This is a genomic window from Allobosea psychrotolerans, assembly GCF_002917105.1.
Lineage (GTDB): Bacteria > Pseudomonadota > Alphaproteobacteria > Rhizobiales > Beijerinckiaceae > Allobosea > Allobosea psychrotolerans.
On record NZ_PQFZ01000003.1, the window covers coordinates 178,366 to 202,059 of the forward strand.

General features: G+C 62.7%; 20 protein-coding genes and 1 tRNA gene. 13 read left to right on the plus strand and 8 right to left on the minus strand.

The features are described from left to right. Positions 1-87 precede the first annotated feature (87 nt). Both CYD53_RS06450 and CYD53_RS06455 read left to right on the plus strand, forming a co-directional pair. On the plus strand, positions 88-1,950 hold the full coding sequence (locus CYD53_RS06450; RefSeq protein ID WP_146055829.1) for a putative bifunctional diguanylate cyclase/phosphodiesterase: 1,863 nt from the start codon (positions 88-90) through the stop codon (positions 1,948-1,950). 114 nt (positions 1,951-2,064) lie between these two features. Beyond that, complete coding sequence (locus CYD53_RS06455) at positions 2,065-4,890, plus strand: phosphoenolpyruvate carboxylase (protein WP_103717292.1); 2,826 nt, start codon at positions 2,065-2,067, stop codon at positions 4,888-4,890. Positions 4,891-4,989: 99 nt separating this feature from the next. Here the strand turns inward: CYD53_RS06455 and CYD53_RS06460 are convergent, their stop codons facing one another. From CYD53_RS06460 to CYD53_RS06470, 3 genes are all read right to left on the minus strand, one after another. After that, on the minus strand, positions 4,990-5,280 hold the full coding sequence (locus tag CYD53_RS06460) for a hypothetical protein (protein ID WP_146055830.1): 291 nt from the start codon (positions 5,278-5,280) through the stop codon (positions 4,990-4,992). A 296-nt stretch (positions 5,281-5,576) separates the two neighbouring features. Then, positions 5,577-5,882, minus strand: coding sequence for a hypothetical protein (locus tag CYD53_RS06465; RefSeq protein WP_103717294.1), 306 nt, complete (start codon positions 5,880-5,882; stop codon positions 5,577-5,579). Positions 5,883-5,987: 105 nt separating this feature from the next. Then, positions 5,988-6,353 carry a hypothetical protein gene (locus CYD53_RS06470; RefSeq protein WP_103717295.1) on the minus strand — a complete coding sequence of 122 codons (366 nt, stop codon included), beginning with the start codon at positions 6,351-6,353 and terminating at the stop codon, positions 5,988-5,990. Positions 6,354-7,004: 651 nt separating this feature from the next. Here CYD53_RS06470 and CYD53_RS06475 point away from each other — a divergent pair. From CYD53_RS06475 to CYD53_RS06515, 8 genes are all read left to right on the plus strand, one after another. Next, the gene (locus tag CYD53_RS06475) at positions 7,005-8,585 is read left to right on the plus strand and encodes an AMP-binding protein (protein ID WP_103717296.1); all 1,581 of its coding nucleotides are present in this window, start codon (positions 7,005-7,007) and stop codon (positions 8,583-8,585) included. Between the two features lie 28 nt (positions 8,586-8,613). Next, the gene (locus CYD53_RS06480) at positions 8,614-9,291 is read left to right on the plus strand and encodes a DUF1190 domain-containing protein (protein WP_181011736.1); all 678 of its coding nucleotides are present in this window, start codon (positions 8,614-8,616) and stop codon (positions 9,289-9,291) included. A gap of 91 nt (positions 9,292-9,382) precedes the next feature. Next, positions 9,383-9,470: transfer RNA gene (locus CYD53_RS06485), tRNA-Leu, on the plus strand. A gap of 711 nt (positions 9,471-10,181) precedes the next feature. Next, entirely contained in the window at positions 10,182-11,207 is a 1,026-nt protein-coding gene (locus CYD53_RS06490; RefSeq protein WP_103717298.1) for a CHC2 zinc finger domain-containing protein, read from the plus strand. Next, on the plus strand, positions 11,204-14,383 hold the full coding sequence (locus CYD53_RS29875; RefSeq protein ID WP_146055832.1) for an RNA-directed DNA polymerase: 3,180 nt from the start codon (positions 11,204-11,206) through the stop codon (positions 14,381-14,383). The genes CYD53_RS06490 and CYD53_RS29875 overlap by 4 nt, the downstream gene beginning before the upstream one ends. Then, the gene (locus tag CYD53_RS06505) at positions 14,380-15,288 is read left to right on the plus strand and encodes a carbon-nitrogen hydrolase family protein (RefSeq protein WP_103717301.1); all 909 of its coding nucleotides are present in this window, start codon (positions 14,380-14,382) and stop codon (positions 15,286-15,288) included. Before CYD53_RS29875 ends, CYD53_RS06505 begins: the two co-directional genes overlap by 4 nt. Then, positions 15,281-16,237, plus strand: coding sequence for a 3'-5' exonuclease (locus CYD53_RS06510; protein ID WP_146055833.1), 957 nt, complete (start codon positions 15,281-15,283; stop codon positions 16,235-16,237). Before CYD53_RS06505 ends, CYD53_RS06510 begins: the two co-directional genes overlap by 8 nt. Positions 16,238-16,380: 143 nt before the next feature. After that, positions 16,381-16,806, plus strand: a complete 426-nt coding sequence (locus tag CYD53_RS06515) for a helix-turn-helix domain-containing protein (protein ID WP_103717303.1) — start codon at positions 16,381-16,383, stop codon at positions 16,804-16,806. Positions 16,807-17,043: 237 nt separating this feature from the next. Here CYD53_RS06515 and CYD53_RS06520 read toward each other — a convergent pair whose 3' ends face one another. Next, on the minus strand, positions 17,044-17,691 hold the full coding sequence (locus CYD53_RS06520; protein WP_103717551.1) for a DUF938 domain-containing protein: 648 nt from the start codon (positions 17,689-17,691) through the stop codon (positions 17,044-17,046). 159 nt (positions 17,692-17,850) lie between these two features. Between CYD53_RS06520 and CYD53_RS06525 the strand changes: the two genes are divergently transcribed. The 3 genes from CYD53_RS06525 (at position 17,851) to chrA (ending at position 21,458) form a co-directional block, all read left to right on the plus strand. After that, the gene (locus tag CYD53_RS06525; RefSeq protein WP_181011737.1) at positions 17,851-19,113 is read left to right on the plus strand and encodes a CNNM domain-containing protein; all 1,263 of its coding nucleotides are present in this window, start codon (positions 17,851-17,853) and stop codon (positions 19,111-19,113) included. 122 nt (positions 19,114-19,235) lie between these two features. After that, entirely contained in the window at positions 19,236-20,054 is an 819-nt protein-coding gene (locus CYD53_RS06530; RefSeq protein WP_103717305.1) for a chromate resistance protein ChrB domain-containing protein, read from the plus strand. Between the two features lie 9 nt (positions 20,055-20,063). Beyond that, a complete protein-coding gene (gene chrA / locus CYD53_RS06535; RefSeq protein ID WP_103717306.1) occupies positions 20,064-21,458 on the plus strand; it encodes a chromate efflux transporter in 1,395 nt (464 codons plus the stop codon). A gap of 15 nt (positions 21,459-21,473) precedes the next feature. Here chrA and CYD53_RS06540 read toward each other — a convergent pair whose 3' ends face one another. From CYD53_RS06540 to CYD53_RS06555, 4 genes are all read right to left on the minus strand, one after another. Beyond that, on the minus strand, positions 21,474-21,791 hold the full coding sequence (locus CYD53_RS06540) for a hypothetical protein (protein ID WP_146055834.1): 318 nt from the start codon (positions 21,789-21,791) through the stop codon (positions 21,474-21,476). A 102-nt stretch (positions 21,792-21,893) separates the two neighbouring features. Further along, positions 21,894-23,078 carry an FAD-dependent monooxygenase gene (locus tag CYD53_RS06545; RefSeq protein WP_103717308.1) on the minus strand — a complete coding sequence of 395 codons (1,185 nt, stop codon included), beginning with the start codon at positions 23,076-23,078 and terminating at the stop codon, positions 21,894-21,896. Between the two features lie 42 nt (positions 23,079-23,120). Next, positions 23,121-23,321, minus strand: a complete 201-nt coding sequence (locus CYD53_RS06550) for a hypothetical protein (RefSeq protein ID WP_103717309.1) — start codon at positions 23,319-23,321, stop codon at positions 23,121-23,123. Continuing rightward, positions 23,318-23,569, minus strand: a complete 252-nt coding sequence (locus CYD53_RS06555) for a zinc-finger domain-containing protein (RefSeq protein WP_103717310.1) — start codon at positions 23,567-23,569, stop codon at positions 23,318-23,320. The genes CYD53_RS06550 and CYD53_RS06555 overlap by 4 nt, the downstream gene beginning before the upstream one ends. Positions 23,570-23,694: the final 125 nt, after the last annotated feature.

Here is a 23,694-nt window from a genome sequence, read left to right on the forward strand (position 1 = left end):
GTCCGCCTCCTGGGAGCTAACAAAGGCTTAATCCACCGCGCACTAGCATGGCGTCCTGAGCGGATACTCAGTTGAAAGAGCCTGATCGTGCGCGACCACCCCTTGCCGGAACCTGAGCCGGCGCGTTCCGCGGCCTGGCGAGAGACCGGCATCGTCACGGCGCAGCGCGACGGCGAACTGGCTTGCCTGCTGGAGCGGGTCGTGCGGTTGCAGCGGGAGGTGGAGGAGAAATCCCGGCTCCTGCGCGAGCGCGACGAGCAACTGGCGCATAGCAAGAAGATCTTCGATCGCTCCTCCGAAGCTGCGAAAATCGGCGTCTGGGAATGTGATCTGACCGATGCCGATTCCTTGCGCTGGACCGACGCCGTCTACGATCTCTTCGAGCTCCCGCGCGGCTCCAAGCTCGACCGGTCCAGAATCGTCGAGATGTACGACCCGGAGTCGCGCGTCGCGATGCAGACCCTGCGCAGCAAGGCGATTCGCGAGCAGGGCGGATTCACGCTCGACGCCAAGATCACGACCGCGCTCGGCAAGGAGCGCTGGATGCGGCTCACCGCCGATGTCGAGAGCGAGAACGGTGTCGCGGTGCGCATCTTCGGCATGAAGCAGGACATCACCGAGGAGCGGGCGCTCTGGGACAAGACGCGGTTCCTGGCGGAAATCGACCTCATGACCGGGCTCGCCAATCGCAGCCAGTTCCAGGCGATCCTGTCCGGCCAGAAGGGAGAGCCTGCCGGCCCGCTCCTGCTCGTCGATCTCGATGGCTTCAAGCAGGTCAACGACACCTTCGGCCATGGGCTCGGCGACGAATGCCTGAAGCAGGTCGCGCTGCGCCTGCGCGGCATCTGCGTCGAGGCGCGATTGGTGGCCCGGATCGGCGGCGACGAGTTTGCGGTGCTGATGGGCGCGGCCGCCGATCGACTGGCGGCCGAGGCTCTGACCGAGCGCATCCTCGACGCCTTGCGTCGCCCGATCGCCTGGGGCGCGCATGTCTTCCAGCTTGGCGCGTCGGTGGGGATCGCGATCCCGCAAGGCTTCGACGCTTCAAGTTCGGCTGAGCTGTTCAGCCATGCCGACATCGCGCTCTATGCAGCCAAGGCAGCCGGCAAGAACACGTTCAGGGTCTTCGATCCGCAGATGAAGAGCGAGGGCGAGCGGCGCTTCGAGACCGTCCGCGATATCGGCCGCGCCCTGATCGAGAACCAGCTCGAATTGTACTATCAGCCCAAGCTGCGGCTCTCCGACCAGAGCCTGTCGGGTTTCGAGGCGCTTTTGCGCCGGCGCATGCCTGATGGGCGGGTGGTCGCGGCGGGGGCCTTCCAGGCGGCCCTGAACGATCCCGACCTTTCGGCGCGGCTGGGCAAATGGGTGGTCGAGAAGGCCTTGCGCCAGGCCGGGCTCTGGCATCGCGCCGGCTTCGATTTCGGCAGCCTCGCGATCAATCTCAGCGCCTCGCAGCTCCATGACCATCATTTCGCGGAGACGCTGATCGAGCGCGTCGCCGAGCAGGGCCTGACGCCCGGCATGATCGAGATCGAGGTGACCGAGGGCGTCTTCCTCGACGACGAATCCGGCCCGGTGAAGCGCATCCTCGAGCGCCTGAAGCAGAGCGGCATGCGCGTCGCGCTCGATGATTTCGGAACCGGCTACGCCTCGCTCGTGCATCTGCGCAGCTATCCGATCGATGTCATCAAGATCGACAAATCCTTCGTGCAGCGTTTCCTCAGCTCGACGCAGGATCGCGCCATCCTGGAGACGATCCTGCGCCTGGGGGCGAGCCTGGGCATGGACATTGTCGCCGAGGGCATCGAGACGGCGGCGCAATTGCAGGCGCTGAAGGCGCTGGGCTGCCCGTTCGGCCAGGGCTTCCTGTTCTCGCCGGCAGTTCCCGCTTCGCACGCCATCGACTGGCTGCTGCCGGTAGGCTGCCGCCAGATCCGCGTGGCCTGATCTTCGTCCTGGTCTTGCATCCGAGGCGTCTCGCATCTGAGGCGTCTCGCATCTAAGGCGTCTTGCATCCGAGGTCCAAAACTTGCCTGCTCCATCCCTGAGGGGGAGCGGGCGATGACGGATGGGCTGGAGGAACAAGGTGGGTCGGCGGCGCTGGCGCTGGAGCTCCAGGGCGCAATCGAGCAGGCACGCAAGGATGCGCGCGAAGACCCGTTCGGCAATCCCGTGCTCAGGGTCACGCTTTGGCTGACGCGGCGGATGGATCGCGGCGAGCTGACATTGGATGCTGCGCTCGGTCTGGTGCGCCGTCTTGGCCGCGAGGCCTTGTATGAGCGGGCAGGGCGCATAGCGGCCTATGTCGGACTGACGGATGATGGCGACGCGCCGCTGCTGGCGCTGGCGGAGCGGCTGGCTGCCGCGGCCGAGGGCGAGCCCGAGCCCTTCGCGCATTTCCGCAGCGCGACCGCCCGGCCACGCTTTGCTGCCGTGTTCACGGCCCATCCGACCTTCGGCATGAGTCGGAAGCTGGCGCATGCGCTGGCCGATCTCGCCTCGGGCGATGCGGCGGGCGCGGCTGTGGTCGAGAATGAGGCGCTCTCCTTCCGGCCCGACGGCGCGATCACGCTGCAGGACGAATTCGAACAGGCGCGTTTCGCCGTGCGCCATGCCCGCGATGCGCTCGACCGCTTGAACGCGGCGCTGCTGACGGCGGCACGTTCGCGCTGGCCGGAGCGCTGGCACGAGCTCGCGCCGCAGCCGCTGATCCTGGCCTCCTGGGTCGGCTGCGACACGGATGGTCGCACCGATATCGGCTGGTGGGACACGCTGCGCTACCGGCTCGAATCCAAGCGCGGACAGTTCGTGCGCATTCTGGAGAAGTTGCCGGAAGTGGCTGTCACGGCTGAGGTGCGGGCGATGGTGTCGGCCGCGCTGGCCGCCGTCCAGCACCAGCTCGCGCTCGCACCGCCGATCGGCACACAGCCGGCGCTGACCGCACTGCAGGCCTTCGCCCTGGCTCTGGTCGGCGAGCGCGAGACGGCCCTGCCGGAAGCCTCCGGATTGATCGCGGCGCTCGATCGGGCGATCGCGGCGGCCCGAGACGATGACGCGACGGCGATGGCGCTGTGCCTGGTCAAGGCGGGCTGCGTGGCGCATGGCGTCTCGATCGCGCTGCCGCATTTCCGGCTCAACGCCTCGCAGCTCCACAATGCGATGCGCGGCGTCATTCCGCTCGATGAGGAACCCGCCTTGCCGGCGCAGCGGCGCGCCTTCCTCAGCGCGGCCAATGCCCTGCTCGGCAAGGTCGAGCCGACGGCGGTCGATTTCGGCGCGCTCGCGGCCGAACGCGCCTCGGCTGCGCGGATGATGATGACGATCGCGCAGATCGTGAAGCATCTCGACGGAACGCGCCCGGTGCGCTTTCTCGTGGCGGAAACGGAGACGGGCTATACGCTGCTCTGCGCGCTCTGGCTGGCGAAGCGCTTCGGCATCGCCGGCAAGGTCGAGATCTCGCCGCTGTTCGAGACTTCCGATGCGCTGGAACAGGGGCCGCGCATCATCGACGAGGCGCTCCGTAGCCCGCATTTTCGCGACTATCTCAAGCAGCATGGCCGGCTCTGCATCCAGTTCGGCTATTCCGATTCCGGGCGCTATATCGGCCAGGTCGCGGCGACCTTCTGGGTCGAGCGCCTGCGCATCCGCATCTGCGAATTGCTGACGCGCTACGGGCTGAGCGATATCGAGCTCGTGATCTTCGACACCCATGGCGAGTCGGCCGGGCGCGGCGCGCATCCGCGCAGCCTCAGCGATCGCCTCGCCTATCTCGATCCGGCTTTCGCGCGGCAGGCCTTCAAGCGGGCGGGCATCGCGACGGTGCGCGAGACGAGCTTCCAGGGCAGCGACGGCTATCTGCTCTTCGGAACAGCGCAGATCGCGGCGGCGACCGTCGGGCGTATCGCCGAGGCCGTCTTCGGCGAAGGCGAGGATGCGGCCGCCGACCCGATCTATCAGGAGCCGGATTTCGCCTCGGAGTTCTTTCAGACCGTGCGCGAGGAGATGACCGCGCTGGTCGACGATCCCGGCTATGCCGCGCTGATCGGCACCTTCGGTCCCTCGCTGCTCGACAAGACCGGTTCGCGCCCGGCGGCGCGGCAGAGCGATGCGGGCGGGCCGACCCGCATCCGCCATCCACGCGAACTGCGCGCCATCCCCAACAACGCGATCCTGCAGCAGCTCGGCTGGCTCGCCAACAGCGTGCATGGTCTCGGCCAGGCGGCCGGGCGCGCGCCCGATCTGTTCCGGGCGATGCGCGAGCGTTCCGACCGCTTCGAGCGCGCCTATAGCCTGGCCAGCCATGCCATGGCCAACAGCGATCTCGACGTGCTGCGCGCCTATCTCGACACGCTCGACCCCGGCAACTGGTTCGATCGCGCGCGCCGTACGACGCGCGAGGGGCGGCGCGACGAATTGCTCGCGGTTGCCGACGCGCTGGCGCGGCTCGAACTCGCGCCGGCGTTGAGGCGCCTGTTCTGGCGGCTCTCATCGGACTGGTTGAAGCTGCAGACCGTGGCGGGCGATACGCCGCGCATGTCGGCCAGGCTGGTCGCGCTGCATGCGCTGCGGCTTTCGGTGATGCACCGGATCTGGCTCTCGGCCACGCATATCCCGGATTTCCGGCCTCATGCGGGCTTGACGCGCGAGGCCCTGATCGAGCGCATCCTGCGGCTCGACATTCCCGCCTCGCTGCTCCTGCTCGGCGAGATCTTCCCGCTCAATCCCGATCCGACGATCGGACTGGATTTCGGCGAGCCGCCAGGGCCGCGCGAAGGCGGGACCTATGAGGCGCTGCACCGCGACGTCTTCGCGCCGATGCGAGCCTGTTTCGACCTGCTGCGCGAAATCTCGGGCGCGATCCAGCACGAGATCGGCGCGTTCGGCTAGAGCATTTTCGCATTTTCGCTGAAGCGCGGAAATGCTCTATCCCCTTGTTTTAATGCGTTTTCTTCCCGCGAACCGGCGTCCGCTTCGCTCGAAAACGCTCTATACGCCGGCAAGACCGGGAGCGGCGCCCTGTCTGGACTGGCCGGGCGGCTTGCTCCGAAGCTTCGCATAGCGCCCCGAGGCGGTAATCGTCACCAGGTCGCGTTTCGCCAAGGCGACGATCGAATCTTCCTTGAAGAAGGGACCGAAGCGATCATGCGCCCAGCCGCGACGAAAGCGCTGAAGCGGAGCCTGCGCCATCGCGCAAAGGAGGCGTCGTTGCGCCGAAGACAGTTGCGATGATCCGACCGTTGGGCTGCAGTTGCCCTGCATTCCGGTGATGTGCTGCACGATAAACGCCCCTAAATCGCCGCACAGGTTGCATGGCGCCGAAGGGGCGAACATTGATCTGAAACAAGATGTGCGGCGGGGCCGCCGTGTTCCCGGGGGGCTGTGGCCGATAGTCCACGCCTCTCCAGCCCGTGGCGTTGACGCGGGTGAGGGGGTGCTTACCCTCAATCCCGGCCAGCCGCACCTGCAGCTGTTTCAGATCCAATTGGATCGTTCAACAGCTGCAGCTCTTTGTCTTGACGCGTTCTCGTCGCAGAACGGTTGTCAGTTTTCGCTCGAAAACGCTTCAGATCGGATCACGCCGCCCGGTCCAGCTCGACCACGACGGCTGTGTATTCCGGCGGGTGCGGGGCGAGCTTGGTCCGGGCGTCGTCGATCCAGCTGGCGAGCTTGATCACTTGCCCCAGGCTGGCGCTTTCGTCGTCGGGCTTTGCCGGTTCGATGATGGTGAGTCCGCCGGCGTCGAAGAAGAAGGTATGGTCGCCGAACACATCGCTGAGCTGGTCCGTGATCGGGTGGTTCTCCGGCAGGGCCTGGGTGCTCGGGACTTGGGCGTTCAACTGGTTCAGGGCGTGGTCGATACGCGCTTCGGTCAGCTTCATGATCCTGTCCTTTCGTCTGGGCGGTAGGTGGCGGGCGCGCGGCGCATGCTCGCCGGTGGGTCCCATGGTCCGACAAGACCTGGTTCCAACAAGACCTGGTTCCGGTCAGACCTGCTCCTCGGCGACCAGGGTCAATTCACCGTCATCGTCGATGGCGGCGGCGATTACTTGGGCCGAGCTGAGGCCCTTCGCCCTCAGCGCCGAGGAGGCCATCGGCATCGCGTCGATGGCCTGGCGCAGCTCCTGCAATTCGTCGCGGCTGGTGCGCGAGACGAGCGCGTTGACCTGCGCCCGCAGCTCCGGCGGCAGATTGCCCTTGTCGAGGACGGTGACGCTCCGGACGCCCGGAGCGGATTGGTTGTCGGGAGTTTGCGGCCTGGCCGGGGCGGGCGGGTCCTCCTGGGCGCGGGCAATGCCGCCGGCGGCGAAGGCGAGCGGCAGGCAGGTGGCGATTATCATCAGCTTACGCATGATCTCTCCTTTCCGTGAGGGTCTGGAGCGGGAGCGATCATCTCCCGATAACGAAGGGATGCTAGCGACCAAATCCGGTCAGGATCTGTCGTTCGTCTGGCCGTTCGGTGAAACCAATGCGACGGAACTGTGGGGCGGCGGCGGATATCGCGAGCCTTCATCGTCCATCGCCCTACAGCCTGATTGAGAAGCGCCGCAGGCTTAGTCTCGCAGGATGTCCGAGATGGTTCGGAGCCTTCCGGACCATTCTTCGAGACGCCGCTTTCGCGGCCCCTCGGGATGAGGGTAGTGGGGGACGGCGCGAACGGTCAGGCGCTTTTGATTGCAACGGCCGCCAAAGCCCTAGAGGCTGTTAGGGACTCTGGGGATGATTTGACGCTGGCGATTTTGCGCGAATGCCAGGAGTTCGAGGACGCAAACCTTTCGGTTTGCTACGAAGAACAACGCCGCAGTCGCGCAAAAGCGCCGCGCCCTGCGGGTGAGGTGAAAACGACGGAGCTGGAGCGTCGCATCGCTTGCCGATACCAATGGTATCGCCTGCGCAATGCTCCTCCCATCTCCGGCGTTTTGACCTCATCAAACCATTCCCAGAGTCCCTAACAACCTCTAGGTAGGCGTTGCGGGAAACGCCTGGCTGGAGCCGAGCCAAACATGGCCGACACGGAATTCGACGCCCTGTCCTTCGACGCGCCTGCGGCGCGGATCACGCTGTTCCGTGCGCTGATCCAGGCGAGCACCCGCCACGGCCGGGCTCGTATCGCGCTGGAGGATCCCGAGCGCCAGCCGATCAGCTTCGGACGGCTCGTGCTGGGCGCATTGGTGTTGGGGCGCAAGCTCGCAGGCGTGACGCAAGTCGGTGAACGCGTCGGCCTGCTGCTGCCCAATATGCAGGGCATGGTGGTGACGCTGTTCGGGCTCTCCGCCTTCGGCCGCGTGCCGGCGTTCCTGAACTTCACCGCCGGCGTGAAGAATCTGCGGGCGGCTGCCGAGCTTGCCGGGCTCAAGACCATCATCACCTCGCGCCGTTTCATCGACCAGGCCAAGCTCGACGACGAAATCGCGGCCCTGAGTGAGGGGCGGCGGGTGATCTATCTCGAGGAGGTCCGCAAGCAGATCACCAGCCTCGACAAGGCCTATGGCGCGCTGCTCAGCCTCGCGCCCGGGCTGGCGCATCGCGCTTACGAGGCCAAGCCGGACGATGCGGCGGTGGTGCTGTTCACCTCCGGCACCGAAGGCAAGCCGAAAGGCGTCGTGCTCTCCCATGCCAATCTGGTCTCGAACGCCCGCCAGATCTTCCAGCTCGCCGCCGGCTTCCTGTCCGAGCGCGACATCGTCATGAACCCGCTGCCGGCCTTCCATTCCTTCGGGCTGACGGCGGGGCTACTGATGCCGCTGCTGCAGGGCATGAAGGTCGTGCTCTATCCGAGCCCGCTGCACTACAAGCAGGTACCCAGGCTGATCGGCGAGATGGGCTGCAGCTTCCTGTTCGCGACCGACACCTTTCTGCAAGGCTATGCGCGCGCTGCCGATCCCGACGATCTGAAGAGCGTGCGCTATGTCGTCGCCGGGGCCGAGCGGGTGAAGCCCGAGACGCGCCGGATGTGGGAGCCTTACGGCACCACGATCCTGGAAGGCTATGGCTGCACCGAATGCTCGCCCGTGCTCGCCTGCAACACACCTGTCGCCACGCGCGAGGGCAGCGTCGGACGCTTGCTGCCGGGCATCGAGGCGAGGCTCGATCCGGTCGAGGGCATCACGGAGGGCGGCAAGCTCTGCGTGCGGGGGCCGAATGTCATGGCCGGCTATCTCAGCGCCGAGGAGCCTGGCAGGATCGTGCCGCCGGAGGGCGGCTGGCACGACACCGGCGACATCGTCGCGATCGATGACGGCTTCGTGGTGATCAAGGGCCGCGCCAAGCGCTTCGCCAAGCTCGGCGGCGAGATGGTCTCTCTTGCCGCTGTCGAGGCGATGATCGCGGGTCTGTGGCCGGAGCAGAACCATGTCGTGGTGGCGCTGCCCGATGCGCGCAAGGGCGAGCAGCTCGTCCTCGTCACCGAAAAGCCCGACGCCGAGAAGCGCGCCTTGCTGGACGAGGCGAAGGCGCAGGGCTTTCCCGAATTATGGGTGCCGCGCGCGATCCTGGTGACCAACTCGATTCCGGTGCTCGGCAACGGCAAGATCGACTATGGCGCGACGCGCGAGCTCGCGGCCTCGCGCCGTTCGCTGCTGTGAAGCCACAATCTTGGCTATGGTGCGCCGCATGATCACGGTTTCCGCATCCTCGCTCCTCTCCACGATCCGCATCGCGGCGCTCGCCCCGGCGCTCTATCTGGGCGCGCCCGCCGATCTCGCGGCGCAAGGCAAGAGCGTGATCCAGGGCAAGAACGCGGTTTATGAGCGGCGCGACGAATGCGTCGAAGCCGGCCTGTTGAGCGCCGAGCAATGCGAGTTCGCCTATCGCAACGCGCGGGCCGAATTCGAGCAGAAGGCGCCGCGCTATGCCTCGCGCGCATCCTGCGAGCAGGTCCACAAGCGCTGCGGCGCGCAGCTGGTCGCGAGCGGCGGCTGGGATACGCTCGGGCGCGGCGGGGCGACCTATGTGCCGCGCTTCAGCGGCGTGCGCCTGACGGGCGAGGGCGCTGCCTTGCGGGCCTTGCCGGTGGTCGAGGGCTCCGGGCGGATCGCCTTCGCCGGGCGTTCGGTGACGGAGCTTCAGGACAAGGTGGCGGGCCGGCAAAACGTGTCGGGGTCGACCGCGGCGCGCAGCAGCCGGCATGGCCACCAGACGCAAGCCGCCGGACCTTACGTGAAACGCGGCGACCGTGACGACACGGTGCGCGTGCCGATGGAGCAGAAGAGCATCGGCTCCAATGTCGCGCCGGGCCTCTATGTCGATCCCGACGGCGTCGAATGGTACAAGCCCGCCCGCCGGCATTGAACGGCTTACGCGGAAGAGCTTGGAACGGCCTGCGCCGGAGCGCTCGGAGCGGCTTGCGCCGGGAGCCTGCGCCCGCTACCCCTGCGAGCAGGCGGACGTGGCGAAACTGGTAGACGCAAGAGACTTAAAATCTCTCGGCCCGAAAGGCTGTGCGGGTTCGATCCCCGCCGTCCGCACCAAACTTCCTTTCGAGTCGTTGATGTCCTAGAAGTTATTGGTTTCCAATGACTTGCTCTCGCGCCACCGCTACAAAGGGCGCTACAAATGGCTGTCTCAATGACGTCCTTGAACCGGGCTCCCAACGGCGACTGGTTTGCCCGCAAGGTCATCCCGGCCGCCGTCCGTGAGTCGTACTGTGCAGCCCATGGGGTTGGTGCAGAGGCGCGCTTTAGGCACTCCGGTTCAATGCCCATGGCCCAGGGCAAGCAAGAGTTCCGAAGGCCGGGACGCTGGGGCCACCGGAAGGATTGACCGGCCAAGAGCGAGGGCAGGCGGGGCAGACCTCGTCCTCACTCACCGGGAAGCCCACGGCCTCGCTGGGGCTTGGTACAGGGGGCATCGCTCGCCACGAGGATGAGCAGGGCACTGCCGAAGGATGGGACTTGCTGGTTGAGGCGCCGGCAAGACGCATAATTCGCTTTGCGAGGCTTTTGAGGCCGTGCGGGGGGGAGGCGAGATCGTGCGCTGCCTCGATAGGGGAAGGCTAACAGGTTTTTACAGTAGAATATTCCGGTTAATATTGGATTAGGCCTTATTATTGGATCAGGCCAATGTCTGCGCCTAGCGTCCCCCTCCAAATCCGGCCTTGTGTTCCAAAGCCATTCGGGCAAGATCAACGCTGGGTTGGGGGAAGGTCTGATGTTCGCGCTTTCGCGACCTAGATTGCGCTTATGTTCGATTTAGAGCGCATCAAAACTATTCCTATCGCCGCAGTCGCGCGTGATTTCGGTTTTAAGCTCTCGCAGACGGGGGCCGGCCGATGCCTGTTGCCGGGGCACGACGACAAGAACCCGTCTTTTTCCATCCGGCGTTTGAATAACAGTTTTAGATGTTTCGCGTGCGGCAGACACGGAAGCGTCATCGATCTCGTAATTGAGATGGAAGGAGTGAGCTTCAACGAAGCATGCAGCCGTCTGCGCGATCGTTACGTAGGCGCGGCTGGAAAGGGGCGGCCGCGGCAGATGCGGGCGCCCACGAAGGTAATTGACGTCGATCCGCCTGTCCCCGACATCGTTGCAGACCAGGAGGTCTTCGGTTGGCTTCTTGACCAATCGCCGCTCTTGGCGTCCGGCCGCGACTATATGGTCAGCCGTTCGATCAGCCATGCAACGCTTGAACATTTCAAGGTTGGTCAAGTGGCCAACCGCCAAACGTTGGTTAGAGTCTGCATCGAAAGGTTCGGCTTGTCACGCCTTCAAAAGTGTGGGCTTGTTACCGACACTCGGTTTGGCCCTGAGTTGATCTTTCCTTCGGGGTACTTGCTGTTCCCCTTCGTTTCTCAAGGGGCGGTGCAATATATACAAGCGCGGCGTTCAGACGCGATGCCGCAACGACGCTGGATAAGCCTGGCAAAGTTGCCTCCTCCGATTTTTAATCTGGATATCCTTGCAACTGGAGTTACCACTGTCGCGATTTGTGAAGGGGTTACAGATGTACTTTCGGCGCACGAACTGAGCAGAGCTGCTCTTGGGTTGCTGGGCGCAAGTAGCAAGCTTAGTAAGGAAGCGATATCCGGTCTTCGGAATCGAAACGTAATCATCATGGCCGACGCAGATGCGGCGGGCAGTTCGTTCGCGCAGAGAACAAGTAAATCGTTACAAGCTTTGGGTGTGACCGTCGCGTTAAAGTCATTCCCACCCGGTGTGAACGATTTGAACGATTATTTGCGGATAAAGCGGGGGAATAAGGCTTCTTGAATTTGCATGAATCGCTTTTGTTGCCGGAGAATATGCTATGGGCGTGGCGCAAAATTAAACGCGCGTACCGGTCGGCCGATTGTCTATTCGACCAAGCGGAGTTGGCTCAATTTGAACTCTGTTTGGATGCAGAGCTCGATAAGATCCGGCGAGACTTCGACGCCGGTATCTGGAAGCCCGCTCCACTAAAGCTCGTTCCCCAGCCTAAAAAGCCGGGCAAGGATGGCGCTCCCAGGCTCAGGCAATACTTCCAAATCGCAGTGCGCGATCAAGTGGCGTGGGCTGCGCTGGCAAACGTTCTCGGTCCGGAACTTGATCAGCAGATGCCAGCATGGAGCTACGGAAACAGGCTTTATCGCGCCGCGTGGTATGAAGAGGACATAGGCGAGAAACGGCATTCAAAGCTAAATATTGGCCCGTATCGTCATTCCTCTGGTTACTTATATCGCCATTTCAAACATAGCTGGCCTCTTTTCCGTCGCCATGTATCGCTGGCGGCGCGAAAGATGGTCACAGACCACATTGACGAAAATGAACTCGACCACGGCGAGGCGCTCGCGCTTAATCAGACAGGGGGGCTATTATATCTAGATGCTAACTACTGGAGGCGGCCACAAGCGGGCGGCGATACCCTCTATGCCGCTTCGCTTGATCTCAAGAAATTCTACCCTTCGATCCGCGTCGAGGCGATAATCCGTGGTTTTGAAGAGTTTGTAGAAAGTTACAGCCAAGACCACAAACTTGCAGCTCTTGTAAAAAGTATGCTTCATTTTCAGGTGGACAGCTCTGGTCTGTCGGAAGAAATGAAGACGGTTGTGGATCCGCAGCACGCTGGAAAAGTATTCGAGGGCATACCAACCGGACTTTTTGTTGGTGGTTTTCTCGCAAATGTTGCGATGTTGCCGCTGGACCGGGAGGTGGCGCGTATTATCACTGATCGTCGTAATATCGCTCACTTTCGATTCGTTGATGATCACGAAATACTGGCCTATGATTTTGAAACGCTTTGCCTTTGGGTCGCGGAATATGATGCCTTGCTTCAAAAATTTGCGATTGGTTCAGAAATCGAGCGAGATAAGTACACCCCACCTGAGTTGAAATGGATAATCCATTCTGATAACGAGGATGTTAGTTCGTTATCAGAGGATGAATTAGTAAAAGAGGCATCGCGATCCGCTGAGATAAACGGAAAAAAGCCTACTCAGTTGATGACGAGAACTTTAGCACAAGTATCAGTTCTTGCCGCTACCGATTTTGACCTGCTGACGGATGCGGGGCGGTCGCAGCGATTAGAACAGCTTGAGTGGTTGTTGCTAGCCAACATCCCGGACCATGAGATTCGTGGCGATACGCGAGCCGCGTTCGCCGCGTCTCGGATTGCAAGCCTTACGCCGTCGCTGTTTCGTCAGAACGATGATTTGCTGGCCGCAAATCGTCGAATTCAGGCGCTTATTGCCAAGAAATCCCCGGATGAAACGGCTGTCGCTGAGATCGTCGCACTGAAAGAGCTGATACCGATCCTCGAAACTAAGGAAAAGAGCGAATGGGCGGCGCTGCTCAAGCGACATTTCGGCTTATTATTTGAGGCGTTTGTCGCCCACCCTGACAAGACGCGGCTATTTATTCGCCTCATCGATTATTGCCGCTCGACAGGTCATAATGGATTTCCCCGGATAACCGAATGGATGCATAGGCACGAGGAGGGGCCTTTAAAATTCCTTAGATCATATCTGGGGGCGATGGCGATTCACACGCTCTCGCGTCACATTCTTACCGCCAGTGTTTCGGTAAAGAGAGCTGATCTTCTCCATAGAGAGCGGTCATCAACCTACGCATTCTTGGAAAATATCTCGCGGGTTCGCATCGCAGATTTGATACCTCTGGCTGGCGAATCTAGAGAACTTCATGCTTTCCAATCCGATGCCTTGAAGGCATTTGTTGCGGCGCTGCTGCTGGGTGCCTGGGAGATCGGCGAGGCGGACTCCGGCTTGTCGGCAAAGTTGACGTCTCTGGCCAGGAGCATTCCCATTGGCGCGACGCATACCGCCTTGGATACTCTGAGCACGGCGACTCGGGTTCCGATTGGGGTCTGGTACCATTGGTTCATCGCTACGACAAAGGCTCATCGATATTCCGCCCCGGCCGCGTGGGCTTCTTTGGCGGCGCTTCATGATGTGAGCGATGAGCGTGACTGGAACAATCTACGACGCTATCCCGCTAGCCTGCCCGCCGCTGCGTGGGCCAAGCTAACTGACGCGCCGCGGGTGCTCCGTCCTGATGATGCGGGATGGCTGTTTGACGCTGCCCGCGCGAATCGTACAGCATTTTCTGGTCTGGCCGGTAAGGAACGCGCTCAAAAGCAAACAAGTCTTGCGTTGGCTGAAGATAAGAAACGAATTTCTCTAATAGATTGGGTCGAGGCCACAAAATTGATGAGCCGGAGCGACCCTCGTCGTTCGGAATGGACTGCACTAGAGATAATAAGACAGATTATCCGCCCCCTATTCGAAATTGAGGGGAGGGACCCAGATTATTTGGATCGTTTGCACCCCGCTAACGTGATGTTACCTCTATCATGGCGTGATCTTTCGGAGAATATAAGAGTCGATGGCAAAATCACGTGGGAGGGATGGAGATCTGTTGTTACAGAGAGGCCGTTGAGCATCAAGCGTGGTGGTTTGGATGACTACCGATATAGTGAAATTGTAAAGGATGACGACCGGTCGTGGTCTCGACGTATGCGATCGATAGGTCAATTGCTTTGGGGAATTTTGCGGCAAAATTTTGTTCTCCCTTCTGCCTGGAATATTCGCGGGCAGGAGAGGAGTTTTATGGAATTAATTGGGTGGGATCTTGAGAGATTGCCGATATCATCGAGTACATTATCTGTTCTTCAATCGTGTCTGCTCCCGCGAAATCGTGAAACAGCATTGATGTTGCTTTATCCATCTCTTTTTGGCATCGAAAATGTCGAAGCAGCTAGCGATACGGAGTTCGATTTGCCAATTGCGACCCCGCAATTTCTTGATGCATTACTTGGCCAATCTCAAGCGGTGTTGCGCAGCAGTCAAATGACAATTCTAGAGCACGAACCGCGACAGCTCATTCCTGTTCGCCTTCGTCAAATCGGATCTCTAGCTGAGGCTGAGGCTGTTGCTCAGGAGATCGATGAATGACAGAGATTTACAGTACGCGACTTGCGGCAAGCCTTAAGCTCGGCATTGTTCAGACTTCACTTGACCCGGCGGCGGCATGGGTAACCGGCACCAAGATGTCGCCAGGTGAAGAAGAGCGCGCGATAACCGAAATTCGTGGGTTTTTTGCCGCGTTTCGGCAGGAAAAGATCCCTCCGGATATTATTGTTCTGCCTGAACTGGCCGTCCCCTCTGGGTTTGAAACTCAGCTTCGCCGAATGGCGGGGCAGATGCAGTCTGTGGTCATTGCTGGCTTTGATTACCGTGACGGCGGCTCTCCTGGCGAGGTTCACAATGAGGCTTTGCTGATCGTTCCGAAACGCTGGCGTGACAGGGCGATGGGCGCAAAAGTGACTACGCGGCGAATTGGAAAAACGTATGCCGCCCCCGAAGAAGACAAGAAATTGCGGGCAATCGCACACACATTCCAACGCGATCCGTCTGTCTGGCTTTTTGACGGGGGCGAGATTGGCACTTTTGGTGTGATGGTGTGCTACGATTTTCTGGATCTAGAGCGCATCGCCATGTATCGCGGTAAAGTTCAGCATCTCTTTATATTGGCGCTGAACAAGGATGCCACGTCTTTCCGGCATGTGGCCGAAGCGGTCGCGCGAATGGCATTCTGTAATGTGATTATATGCAATTGCGGTCATTTTGGCGGATCTTTAGCAGTTTCTCCGTACCGGCTCTCTGAGCGCCGGACAATCTATCAACACGCGGGCCCTAGCCTAGCGACAGCTCAAATTATCGAGTTGCCCGTGGCATCGCTTGATCTACATCAGCACGGGGCGGACCCGATGAAGGATGGGGTGAAAGAATTCAAAAGTCTTCCGCCGGGCTACATTTTTTCGACAGTTCTCATCGAAAGACTCGCGGGAATTGTTTGATAAATTCGCTGTGAAGGCCACCACTCAGTTTCCGGGCAAGAGAATGAACTGTTCTGGCGAATCTCAAGATGGCAATTCAGCGCCTTCCGACGCCGAGCGGCTCGCCCGTCGTTTAGAGAAGGAGGCTGGCTACCGAGTGCTCCGCGAGTTGCCGGTCGATCAAGGCGTTGATAGGCTGGAATTGCCGCATAGTGATCTGAGAATTGGCGTTTCGCTTGATGTTGAAACGACCGGGCTCAGCCCTCAGCATGACCGTATTGTTGAGCTCGCTATCAAGCGATTCACGTTCGATAGCAGTGGCAAAATTCACAGTGTAGAGCGTGAGAGATCGTGGCAGGAGGACCCTGGCGGGCCGATGCCTCCCCGTGTTTCCAGATTAACTGGCCTTACGGATGCACAGCTTCGGGGAAGGCAATTTGACGACGATGCGATCGCAGAGTTCTTGGGCCGCTGTGAGCTTGTCATCGCCCATAACGCGAAGTTCGACCGTCCATTTTTTGAGAGTCGCTTTCCTAATCTTCGAAATCTCGCGTGGGCCTGTAGCTTGACGCAGTTGGATTGGCTCGATCTTGGTTTTGACGGTCGAGCCTTGGGGCATCTCCTGTTTCAAAGCGGTTGGTATTTCGCCGGCCATCGTGCTGCCGGCGACGTTTGCGCGCTGACTAAACTGCTTGGTCAGCAGGCCCTGGATGGTCGGAGCGTACTGTCGCATCTCCTAGCTGTATGTGATCGCGTGACTTTCAGATTAGATGCTGTAGGCGCACCCTTTGAATCGAAAGATCTTCTAAAAAATAGAGCGTACCAATGGAGCGTTGAAGAGCGGTTTTGGTGGCGAGAAATCGATGAAGATGCGCTGGTTCAAGAGAAGCAGTGGCTTGAATCAAATGTATATTTTGGTCGGGGTAGTCCAAAAGTACAAGAGATTCGCCCGAATAATCGATTTAGGTAATAGGATGTTCGGCTTCTTTCAGCGCGCGAAGGGTCCGACAAGCGATTATTCGTGAACAGATGCGTGCGAAGCGCCTGGAAACACTGCGCCTGGTAAGCTTATTAGGGTAACCTCGAAGATTTCACTTCGACAAGGATAATTTCATGATCGGATCACGCGGGGGGCTGTCAAAGTCGACTTTCTACCGCTGGTGGCGCGAGATGCAGGAGGGGCGCGCCAGTGGCCTAGGCAACCCGCAAGAGATTCATTACGGCATTAAACGGGCAGATTTGGAGCGAGTCCTATTCGAGGAGCGGCTTGCCGAACAAGCGCGAGCGAAATCGGCTCGGATCGATTATCCTAGCCCGTCGTTAGAAGAGAGACTTTCGAATGGGACTTCAGTTTACAGGGCGTGGAGAGAGTCTAGAGGACTGACGATCAGCGACCTGTCGGCCGAGACGGGCATCCCGGCAAGGTATCTCGACCAGATCGAGAACCTGACCCGATCTCCGAAAGTCGAACAATTGGCATTGATCGCTGCGGCTCTGGACGTCGAGTTGGCTGCGTTTTCCCAGCCGGTGCGTCGCTGAACCGATGATCCATCGTCCTATTCCAAGATGGCTTTCTCGTGTGTCAAAAGTTCCATAGTCGAAAGCATCTTGCGCCCTGCCGACGTCACGAGCTCGGGCTGCGACGCCTCTAATTACTCAGTTGTATGTCGCTACAAAGCCAGTACAAAGGCGCTTACGAGCGAGAGAAATAAGCTAATTTTTCAATATCTTGTAAGTCGGCGTTGCCCCCTGGGACTCTCCACCGATATTGCCGATCTACAGCTTCCGAAACACCAGGCTCAGATTATTCGCCGGCATCTCGATGATCTCGGGCGCTGAGAAGCCCGCTTCCCCTGCCAACGCTGCGACCTCGTCGAGATCGCGCAGGCCCCAGTCCGGATTGCGGCTGCGCAGGCTCGCGTCGAAGGCGGCGTTGCTGGGCTCGAGCGTGCGGCCGGGGCGGCGATAGGGGCCGTAGAGATAAAGCGGCGCGCCGGCTTTCAGGATGCGCCCGGCCTGGCGGATCAGGCCCTGCGCTGCTGCCCAGGGCGCGATATGGATCATGTTGATGCACAGGATCGCGTCGGCGTGCGCGACCGGCCAGGTCGAAGCCGCCGCGTCGATCAGCAAGGGCGGGCGGATATTCTGCGCGCCTTGCGTCCAGGCCTTGATGCTCTCCAACGCCTCGGGCGAGGGGTCGCTGGGCTGGAAGGCGAGGCCGGGCAGGGCGCCTGCGAAATGCAGGACATGCTCGCCCGAGCCGCTGGCGATCTCCAGTACGAGCCCGGTCGCGGGCAACACCTCGCGCAGCACGGCGAGGATCGCGTCGCGATTGCGCTGCGTGGCAGGCGCGAAGAGGCGCTGGTCACCGGGCGTCGTTTCGCTCGCGGCCGGCTGCCACGGTCCGCTTGTCTTGCCGGTCATGCCCATCCTGCCTTTCGAGTGGGTCTTGCGACCATTGAGTCCCGCGAATCTTTGCCGCGACCCATCGCCACGCAATCGCGATACGCTATAAGGGCTTTTGAAGCAGCCGCTGACGAGTGCGGCTTTGCATGGCGCGGGCTGGTTTTGTTAACCGAGATATTGATCGTCGTGGCATTGACCGTGATCAACGGTCTTCTGTCCATGTCCGAATTGGCCGTCGTCTCATCCCGTCCAGCCAGGCTCAAGGTTCTCAGCGATCAAGGCAACAAGGGCGCGGCGATCGCGATCCGCCTGACCGAGAATCCGGGCCGCTTCCTCTCGACCGTCCAAATCGGCATCACGCTTGTGGGCGTGCTCTCGGGCGCCTTCTCGGGTGCGACCCTGGGCGCGCGGCTGGCCGACTGGCTGGCGGAGCAGGGCCTGTCGCGCGCGGCCTCGGATGGGCTTGGCGTCGGTGCGGTGGTGGTCGCGATCACCTATCTCTCGCTGATCCTGGGTGAGCTGGTGCCCAAGCAGATCGCCTTGCGCGATCCCGAGCGCGTCGCCGCGCGCGCCGCACCCGCCATGCTGTTCCTCTCCAGGATCGGCGCGCCCCTGGTTTTCCTGCTCGATCTCTCGGGGCGCGCCGTGCTGAGCCTGCTCGGCCAGAAGGGCGAGCCGGAGGAGAAGGTCACCGAGGAGGAGGTCCGCACGATCATCGCCGAGGCGGAGACGGCCGGCGTGCTGGAGCGCGACGAGCGCGAGATGATCTCGGGCGTGATGCGGCTCGCCGATCGGTCGGCGCGTGCACTGATGACGCCGCGCCGTGAGGTCGAGGTGGTCGATCTTGCCGACAGCGCCGACGAGATCCGGGCTCAATTGCGTGCGACGCGCCGCTCGCGGCTGCCGGTCCAGGACGGCGAACCGGACTCGATCATCGGCGTCGTCATCGTCAAGGATATGATCGACCTGCTCTCGGACGGCGCGGCGCATGATCTGCGCCAGCTCGTCGACGAGGCGCCGGTGGTGATGGACACGGCCAACGCGTTGCGGATCCTGCGCGATATCCGCGCCTCGAAGGTGCATATGGCGCTGGTCTTCGACGAGTACGGGCATTTCGAGGGCATCATCACGCCCGGCGACGTGCTGGAGGCGATCATCGGGGCCTTCCAGGAGGAGGAGGAGAGCGAGCCGCCGATCGTGACGCGCGCCGACGGCTCCTTTCTCGTCGCCGGCTGGATGCAGGTCGACGAGTTCTCGCATGAGCTCGGCATCCACATCCCGCGCGACGCCGATTTCCAGACGGTGGCGGGCTTCATCCTGGCTGAACTCAACCATCTTCCCAATGTCGGCGAATCGTTTGATCGCGGCCACTGGCGCTATGAGGTGGTCGATCTCGACGGGCGCCGGATCGACAAGGTGCTGGTCAGCCGGATCGAGTGAGACGGGCATTGACGGCGATCGCGGCGTCGTGGTCTAAAGCTGCCAAGGGGTTCACCGCGACGACCCCGTGAGGCTTCGGCCCAAGGTTCGCGTCCAGATTCCTTTCTCGTGGGATGGACGCCATGTCTTCCAATATCGAAATCAGCGCTGCCCAATTGTCCCGTCTCGTCGGCTTGCCCGACGCTCCGGTGCTCATCGACGTTCGCATTCCACAGGATTTCGACGCCGACCCGCGCTTGCTGCCGGCCTCCGAACGGCGCAGCCACACGGATGTGGCGGAATGGGCCAGGGGCTATGCCGGCCGGCGCGTCGTGGTCGCCTGCCAGCGCGGTCTCAAGCTCAGCGAGGGCGTCGCCGCCTGGCTGAGGCATGAGGGCGTCGAGGCCGAAAATCTCGCGGGCGGGTTCGAGGCCTGGCGCGATGCCGGTGGGATGCTGGTGGCGCCGGACAAGCTTCCACCGCGCAATGCCGCCGGCCACACCGTCTGGGTGACGCGGACCCGGCCCAAGGTCGACCGCATCGCCTGCCCCTGGCTGATCCGGCGCTTCGTCGATCGCGGTGCGGTCTTCCTGTTCGTCTCGCCGTCGGAGGTCACTGATGTGGCCGACCGCTTCGGCGCGACGCCCTTCGATATCGATGGCGTGTTCTGGAGCCATCGTGGTGCGCGCTGCAGCTTCGACGTCATGATCGAGGAGTTCGGCCTGGCGAGCCCGCCGCTCGACAGGCTTGCGACGATCGTGCGGGCGGCCGATACGGCAGAGCTCGATCTTGCGCCGCAGGCGGCGGGGCTGCTTGCGGCCTCGCTGGGCCTGTCGCGCATGTTCAAGGATGATCTCGCGCAACTGGAGGCCGGCATGCTGCTTTACGACGCGTTCTATCGCTGGTGCCGCGATGCGAGCGAGGAAAGCCATAACTGGCCCGCAAGCTCGGCCAAGATCTGAGGTGCGGCGATGACGATCGCGACAACCACGGCTTCGGTCGAAGCGACGCCCGCCATGCCGACGCTCTCGGAAGCCACCGGCGTCTGGGCAAAGATCGGCCTGCTCTCCTTCGGCGGGCCAGCCGGGCAGATCGCCCTGATGCATAAGGAACTGGTCGAGGAGCGGCGCTGGATCGGCGAGCAGCGTTTCCTGCATGCGCTCAATTACTGCATGCTCCTGCCGGGGCCGGAAGCGCAGCAGCTGGCCATCTATATCGGCTGGCTGATGCATCGCACGCTCGGTGGGCTCATTGCCGGCCTGCTGTTCATCATTCCCGGCGCGCTGGTGATGCTCGGGCTCAGCACGCTCTATGTGCTTTATCGGCAGGTTCCGCTCATCGACGGGATCTTCTTCGGGGTGAAGGCCGCGGTGCTTGCCGTGGTCATCGAGGCGGGTTTGCGGATCAGCCGGCGGGCGCTGAAGAACCGCGCCATGGTGGCGGTGGCGATCGCTGCCTTCATCGCGATCGTGCTGTTCAAGACGCCGTTTCCGCTGATCATCCTGGCGGCGGGGCTGGTCGGCTGGCTCGGGCATCGCGTCAGGCCCGATTTGTTCGGCACGGCCTCAGGGCATGGCGCGGCGGGGCCCGATGTCGTCGGGCTTGTCGACCAGATGTTCGCGCGCGGCGAGATGGCGCATGTGCGTCCCTCGGCAGGCAAGGCGCTGCGGGTCCTGGCCATCTGGCTGCCGCTCTGGCTCGGGCCGGTGTTCCTGCTCTGGCTGATGACCGGCGGCGCCAGCGTCTGGACGCATCTGGGGACGTTCTTCAGCACCATGGCGGTCGTCACCTTCGGCGGCGCCTATGCGGTGCTGGCCTATGTCGCGCAGGCCGCGGTCGAGAATTATCACTGGCTCGTTGCCGGCGAGATGGTCGATGGGCTCGGCCTCGCCGAGACGACGCCCGGCCCCTTGATCCTGGTGCTGCAATTCGTCGGCTTTCTCGCCGGCTTCCGCGCGCCGGGCAGCCTGCCGCCGCTGCTGGCGGGTGGGCTGGGCGCGCTCCTGACGCTGTGGGTGACCTTCGCGCCCTGCTTCCTCTGGATTTTCCTGGGCGCGCCCTATGTCGAGGCGCTGCGCGGCAACAAGGCGCTGTCTGCGGCCTTGAGCACGATCACGGCCGCGGTCGTCGGCGTGATCATGAACCTCGCGCTCTGGTTCGGCCTGCATGTCCTGTTCAGGGAGGTGCGCCGGATCGAGCTGCTGTTCGCCAGCCCCGACTGGCCCGTACTGGCCTCGCTGGACTGGCGCGCGGCTCTGCTCTCGGCGGCCGCCATGGTGGCGATGCTGCGCTTCAAGACCGGGATGATCCCGACGCTCGCGGCCTGCGCCGCGGCGGGCATGGTGTTGACGCGGCTTCCGGCATAAGCCTCGCGCCGCGCTTCAGCGGCGCGGCGGCTCGCCGGGCTCGATGATGCGGTACTCGGCATCGATGACGTCGACGCGCTCAGCCGGCCGTCTCTGCGTGGCGAAGGGATCGGGCCGGCCGAACCCGGCGGCTTTCATCCGGTTGCGCAAGCGCCATGCGGCGACCCCACCGACGATCATGACGACCGGGATCAGGATCAGCGCGAGGCTGGCTGCGAGCAGGAACAGGGTGACGCCGACAACCAGGCTCGCCGCCATGGCGAGCCATGTCATCCAGCGCGGCCCGCGCTGAGGGCGGCCGCCGAGCTGTTCATAGAGATTGACGCGGATCATCTGGCCCTCGTCCAATGGATCGAGGGTGAGAGATAGGGACGAAATGCGGCGAAGACGAGAGCGGCTGTCGCAGGGGCAGGGCGGCCGAACGCCGCAGCGGGCTCAGACTGGGGCGCGCCAGTCATAGAGCCAGTCGTAGCGCCGGCGCATGCCGTCGGGGCCGAGCCGGCGCATCACCAGGTCGCGGCCAAGACTCCAGGGCCGGCCGAGATGGTAGGCGCGGCCATTGCTGCGGCTGGTCGCCTGGACGCGGGCGACGCGCTCGGCGCGTGCCTGGGCATAGGCTGCCATCGCTGCCGGCACGCCGGAGGCGCCGTCGCGCTCCAGATGCGCCGCCAGCTCATGCGCCAGCACGGCCGCGTCCTCGATCGCCAGCGCAGCGCCCTGGGCGAAGAAAGGCAGCACAGGATGGGCGGCGTCGCCGAGCAGCGCGATCCGGCCCTGCGCCATCACCGCCGGAGTTCTGTCGAACAGCGACCAGACCTGCCATTGGCCGGCCGCGCCGGCGAGGCGACGCAGATCGGGAGCAGCGCCGGCGAGATGGCTCGCCAGCAGGCGCGCGTCACCTTCGCGGCTCCAGCCTTCGCGGGCCTCCCTGGCTTCCCGGATGATGACGAGATTGATCTCGCGCCTGCTCGCGACCGGATAGTGCACGGCATGACGGCCTGCTCCGAGATGGAGCGTGATTTCGGCTGCAGGCTTGTCGCGGCCGGCTGGGACCAGCGTGCGCCAGGCCTCGAAGCCGGTGAAGGCGGGCGGCGCGGTGTCGCCGCTGAGTTCTCTGAGCCGGGACCAGAGCCCGTCCGCGCCGACCGCGCCGAGCGCCTGCACGGTCTCGATCTGCCCGGCATCGCTGACCAGGGTCGCACTGATGCCGTCCTGCGTCTGGACGATCTCCTGCAGGCCCCGGCCGACGACGAGGCGGATATTGGGGAGCTGGCGGGCGGCGTCGAGCAGCAGCATGTGCAGATCGGGGCGCTTCAGCACACGAAAGGGTGTTTCGGTTGGCGCCACAGTCATCGGCATGCCTGCGATCTCGGCGCCGTTCCGCCAGCGCCGGATGACGAGCCTCTCGGCGGTGACGCCGACGCGCTTCAGGGCCAAGCCGAGATCGAGAGCCGCGAGCACGCGCCCGGCATTGGGCGATAATTGCAGGCCGGCGCCGGTCTCGCCGAAGCCGGTGCGCTTCTCAGCCAGCGTCACCGCGATGCCGCGCCGGGCGAGTGCGATGGCGGCCGTCAGACCGCCGATCCCGGCGCCGGCGATCAGGATATGGGGAGTTGGCACGGGATATCCGGCTGAAGATGTGTGGGTAGGCGGACCGAAACGTCAGTCCTTGTTGTTGCTGCCGTCGCGATCGGGGGGCAGGTCCGGGCGGGGCGAACCCGGCTCGGCCCAGCTGCGGGCATAGGGCTCGGCCTTGCCACCGACGCGCGGCGCGGTCTCCCGGGACACTGACTGGCAGCCGGCGAGAAGCGTCGCCGCCAACAGGACCGCACCGGTGACCGTGCGGACCAGGCTCATCGTCATGCGGCTTGCGCGGTTTCGTGATGTGCGCATTCGGGCGGCGTGCAGGCGCCGCCCTTCAGCGACGGATCATATTTGAACAGGGTCGAGCAATAGGGGCAGATGATCTCGTGGTCGGAGCCCATGTCGAGGAAGACATGGGGATGGTCGAAGGGCGGCTTGGCGCCGATGCACATGAACTCATGCGCGCCGACATGGATCACGGCCACGCCGGAATCATTGTGGAAATGCGGAATGCCCGTCTCGGCCATGATCGTCGCTCTGCGAATGGGATGTCTTGCTGCGAATGGAATATCTTGCAGTGATGCTGGCGCGCAAACTAGCGCGCGCCGCCAGCCCGCGCCAGTGCGCGATTGCCTCAGGGCGATGTCCGCGG